The 4,336-nt window shown below is 60.0% G+C and carries 5 protein-coding genes; 2 read left to right on the forward strand and 3 right to left on the reverse strand.

Annotated features, from left to right (window positions below; translation table 11 throughout):
* Window positions 1–103 precede the first annotated feature (103 nt).
* Entirely contained in the window at window positions 104–841 is a 738-nt protein-coding gene (ompR, locus tag AC1D1P_RS15700) for an osmolarity response regulator transcription factor OmpR (protein WP_007866319.1), read from the reverse strand.
* A gap of 362 nt (window positions 842–1,203) precedes the next feature.
* On the opposite strand from ompR, the gene AC1D1P_RS15705 reads away from it, so the two are divergent.
* Window positions 1,204–1,920, forward strand: a complete 717-nt coding sequence (locus tag AC1D1P_RS15705; RefSeq protein WP_477669236.1) for an SIMPL domain-containing protein — start codon at window positions 1,204–1,206, stop codon at window positions 1,918–1,920.
* Here AC1D1P_RS15705 and AC1D1P_RS15710 read toward each other — a convergent pair.
* Window positions 1,889–2,437: a multidrug/biocide efflux PACE transporter gene (locus tag AC1D1P_RS15710; protein WP_477669613.1), complete on the reverse strand. Its 549-nt coding sequence runs from the start codon at window positions 2,435–2,437 to the stop codon at window positions 1,889–1,891. The genes AC1D1P_RS15705 and AC1D1P_RS15710 overlap by 32 nt on opposite strands.
* 122 nt (window positions 2,438–2,559) lie before the next feature.
* Between AC1D1P_RS15710 and AC1D1P_RS15715 the strand changes: the two genes are divergently transcribed.
* Window positions 2,560–3,468 (forward strand): LysR family transcriptional regulator, encoded by a 909-nt coding sequence (locus AC1D1P_RS15715; RefSeq protein ID WP_477673617.1) that lies wholly within the window; start codon window positions 2,560–2,562, stop codon window positions 3,466–3,468.
* A gap of 143 nt (window positions 3,469–3,611) precedes the next feature.
* On the opposite strand, the gene AC1D1P_RS15720 is transcribed toward AC1D1P_RS15715, so the two are convergent.
* Window positions 3,612–4,235, reverse strand: coding sequence for an outer membrane beta-barrel protein (locus AC1D1P_RS15720; RefSeq protein WP_477673618.1), 624 nt, complete (start codon window positions 4,233–4,235; stop codon window positions 3,612–3,614).
* Window positions 4,236–4,336: the final 101 nt, after the last annotated feature.

The raw sequence follows: 4,336 nt of genomic DNA on the forward strand, positions 1-4,336 counted from the left end.
CCAGCATGAGCCGCAGGGCCGGCTTTGCCGGACTGCAGGCGGGTGGCCCCCTCGGGGGGCAGCGCATTACACGAAGCCGAAGGCGCAGTGAAAAGCGTGGGGGCTAGTTCGTTCCGTCCGGCACAAACACGTAGCCGATACCCCAGACCGTCTGGATGTAGCGGGGCACCGCAGCGTCCACTTCGATCAGTTTGCGCAAACGCGACACCTGCACGTCCAGGCTGCGGTCAAAGGGCTCGAATTCGCGTCCGCGTGCCAGCTGTGCCAGTTTTTCGCGGGACAGCGGCTGCCGCGGGTGGCGCACCAGGGTTTTCAGCATGGCGAATTCGCCGGTGGTCAGCGGCAGCTCTTCGCCGTTCTTGTGCAGGGTGCGCAAGCCCATATCGAAGGAAAACGGCCCAAAGGTAATCACTTCCTGGTCGCTGGACGGCGCACCCGGCACTTCAGCCGTCGGCCGGCGGCGCAGCACGGCGTGGATGCGGGCGAGCAATTCACGGGGATTGAACGGTTTTGCCAGGTAATCGTCGGCGCCGACCTCGAGGCCGACAATGCGGTCCACGTCCTCGCCTTTGGCGGTCAGCATGATGATGGGCGTACGGTCATTGGCGGCGCGCAGGCGGCGGCAGATGGAAAGGCCGTCTTCGCCAGGCATCATCAAATCCAGGACGATCAGGTCGACGGCGTCGCGCAGCATGATGCGGTTCAGCGCTTTGCTGTCTTCGGCGAGGATGACCTCAAAACCTTCCTGGGCCAGGTAGCGGCGCAACAGGTCGCGAATGCGGGCATCGTCATCAAGGATCAGGATTTTGTCGGCACGGGCGTTGGGTTGAGCTTGGGTCATAGTCATCTGGTAATTTGTAACAGAGCCATTTTGAAGGCTGAAAAGGCGGGATGTCGCATTTTTCAGTCGGTTTGACACACTGTTACAAAAGTTGCGGCCACATGCAAGTGTGCGTGTTGACTATGGCAATGCGCCTACATTCGATTGAAAAAACACATGTAAAAATAAGCGGCCGCTCCCTGGGCACCGCGCTGGCGGGCCCTTGTAAGAGCAATGCCGGGCGAATGCGCCTGGTTACTTGCGGTGAACAGGCTGCTTGATTTGCAGCGTTCCGGATGTTCACCATGATTTCCCCCTCCATTTCACGCTTGTCTTTTTTAGCCAGAAGCGGCTGAAATTCACCACCCCGAAAGGTAATTCCGATGCGAGCTCCAAAATCGATCGCTTTGTGTGTCCTGTTGGCAGGCGCAGTGCTGGGTAGCCATGCCATGGCCCAGACCAACTTCCACGAATCCCTGCAGAACGTGGCCCAGTTATCGGTCAGTGGCTCGGTGGAGGTGCAGCAGGACCTGTTGTCGATTTCATTGACCACAACCCGTGATGGTGCTGACGCGGGCGTCGTGCAAAGCCAGCTCAGGCAGGCGCTTGAGACTGCGCTGACCCAGGCCAAGCAGGCGGCGGCGCCCGGCCAGATGGAGGTGCGCACCGGGAATTTCAGCCTGTATCCGCGCTATGGCAAGGACGGCAAGATCAATGGCTGGCAGGGCTCCACCGAACTGGTGCTGGAAGGCAAGGACTTCCCGCGCATCACCAGCACGGCGGGCAAGATCCAGACCCTGACCATGGGCAACGTCAGTTTTGCATTGAGCCGCGAGCAGCGCGCCAAAGTCGAGGGCGAGGCCCAGGCGCTCGCAATTGAGCGTTTCAAGGCCAAGGCCAGTGAGGTGGCGCGCAGTTTTGGTTTTGCCGGCTACTCGCTGCGCGAAGTCTCGGTGAATGCCAACGACCAGGGCTCTCCACCGCGTCCCCGCATGATGGCGATGTCGGCCAAGGCCGAAATGGCCGATGCATCAGTGCCTGTGGAAGCCGGCAAGAGCACGGTATTGGTCATCGTGTCGGGCTCTGTGCAGATGAAGTAAGGCACTTGCCGGCGGCAGGCGCTGCACAAAGCAGCGCGGGCGCCGGCTGCTGCCCGCCGGCCGTGCGGCTGGCCAGCTGGGCTTTGCGCGCGTGGCGCGCCACCACCCGTGAGCGGACATGGTCGTAAGCCCAGTTAAAGCAGAAGGTATAGGGCAGGAAGAACAGCACGATCGCAATGTCCAGTACAAAGGCTTCCCACAGGCCGATGTCCAGCCACCAGGCCGCCAGCGGAACCACCGCGATGATCAGGCCGATTTCAAACAGCACAGCATGCACGGCACGCGCCGCCAGCGTGCGCTGAAAGCCCATGCGGCGCTGCGCCCGGTCAAACAGGGCGTTGAACACCATGTTCCAGCTCATCGCCATCAGCGAAACCATCAGGGTCAGCAGGCCCATGTGCGCCAGCGAATAGCCGAGTAGCCAGGCGCCTAGTGGTGCGCAGATGGCGATGGCCAGGATTTCAAAGCCGAGGGCGTGGAAAAACCGTTCTTTCAGGGATTTTTGGAGGCTCATGATGCGCGTTCTAGATGATTTATCGACCGTTGAGGCGAGATGCCTTACTGTCATGACTGTATTTTCATCGCTATTTCGAATACATTAAAATCAATAATCATCGAAAAAATAGATGGAAGACTGCCATGCGCCATTCCCCGGAAGCCTTGACCGCTTTTGCAGAGGCTGCGACCCTGGGTTCGTTCTCGGCTGCGGCCCGCAAACTGGGCAAAAGCCAGTCGACGGTGAGCAGTGCGATTGCCAACCTGGAAATCGACCTTGGCCTGAACCTGTTTGACCGGAGCAGCCGAAAGCCGGCACTGACGGAACACGGACGGGTCATGCTGGGCAAGGTGCAGGAAATCCTCGCTGCCAGTGACCGGCTTGACCGCGCTGCCAGCCAGCTTGGGGGCGGCCTTGAGCCCAGGCTCAGCGTGGTCTGGTCGGACACCTACCAGTCAGACCGGTTTGAAGAAATGCTTTCGGCTTTTGAGAAAAGCTTTCCCGACCTGGAGTTTGAGTGCCTGATTGCCGAACACGGCGACCTGGTGTCGCTGGTGCAAACAGGGCGGGCAAACATTGGCGTGGTAGCAGCCCAGGGCGCTTATCCGCCGGACATCGGTTCGGCCACGATTGCCGAGCAGTCTGAAATCACCCTGTTTGTGGCGGCCGCCCACCCATTGGCCAGCATGAAAGACATCACGCCCGACGTTCTGGTCAATTTCAGGGAGCTGCGGCTGGATACCTATATAGAGATGGAGCAGGGTGCGCAGGGAGTCCGGGGCTCACATGGGGCGCGCCAGTCGCGCCGCGCCTGGTCCGCTCCCAGCTATCTCATGCTGCTGGAAATGGCGGTGTTGGGTTTTGGATGGGCGGCCATTCCGCGCTGGATGGTGGCGCGCTTTGCCGCTGGCAAACTGGTCGAACTTCATGCGCGCGGCTGGCCGCGCAGGGTGCCTGTGGACGCCGTATGGTCACGCCAGCGCCCCTTGGGCCGTGCCGGAACCTGGCTGTTGCAGGAGATGCTGGCACCGCACGTGCACGCGGTTTTATAAGAAGAAAATGCTTGAAAGCAAAGAAGAACGGGCGCAAGCAGCTATGAAATTGATAGTGAGTGCGAAAAGCGAAAATGTGAAAAAAGCCCGCATGCCGTGAAAGGTGCGGGCTTTGGGCTGGTGGCTACGCCGCCACAAACGGCCTAGAAGCGGTAACGCAGGCCTATGCTGGTGGTACTGAGGCGTTCCTTGCTGCCGCCGGGGTACTTCATGTCATGTTCGTCCCACTGCAGCACCGCCGACAAGGTAGGGGTGAATGCCCATTCGGCCCCCAGGCCATACGACACGCCCCAATTGCTTTCGCTGCCTGTGGCAATGCCGGACGCAGGTGCGGCGGACACGTGGCTGCGTCCATAGGTCGTCCCCAGCTTGCCCAGCAGATTGAAGGAGTTGCTCATTGGCAAACGGCCGACCAGGCTCAGGTTGATGCCTTCTGCATCGGTCTGCCCGCCGCCACGGTTGATCTTGCCGAAATCGGTATAGCCCAGTTCCAGGCCGAAGTTGTTGTTGAAATAGCTGCCGCCGTAGATGTTGTACGACGTGTCCCTGTTGTCGGAAGGAAAACCGCCGGCACCGCTTGGCAGGGAAAAGTCTGAGCTGCCCACGTTCAGGCCGAAATAGCGCGAGCCCGGTGCGTAAAACGAATAATTGCTGCTGGACGTGGTGTTGGACGATGTCGAACCGCTTTGGGCGTTGGCCCCTGCGGCCGCAGCCAGGGCAGCAGCAGCCAGCACGGTTGCGGAGAGTTTGCGGGTCAATGATGGCATGGTGGTTCCYTCAATCAATGAATTTTCGGAATGCACTTTTTCTTTTGGAAAAAGCGGTTTAGCGGGCTTTCCGCTGTGAAATTTAAGGGCCGCACCCACAC

It is taken from the genome of Polaromonas sp. P1_E1_2, assembly GCF_056406035.1.

Coding starts and splice junctions, on each gene's coding strand:
- ompR (WP_007866319.1), bottom strand. CDS start 841: ATGACCCAAGCTCAACCCAACGCCCGTGCCGACAAAATCCTGATCCTT.
- AC1D1P_RS15715 (WP_477673617.1), top strand. CDS start 2,560: ATGCGCCATTCCCCGGAAGCCTTGACCGCTTTTGCAGAGGCTGCGACC.
- AC1D1P_RS15720 (WP_477673618.1), bottom strand. CDS start 4,235: ATGCCATCATTGACCCGCAAACTCTCCGCAACCGTGCTGGCTGCTGCT.
- AC1D1P_RS15705 (WP_477669236.1), top strand. CDS start 1,204: ATGCGAGCTCCAAAATCGATCGCTTTGTGTGTCCTGTTGGCAGGCGCA.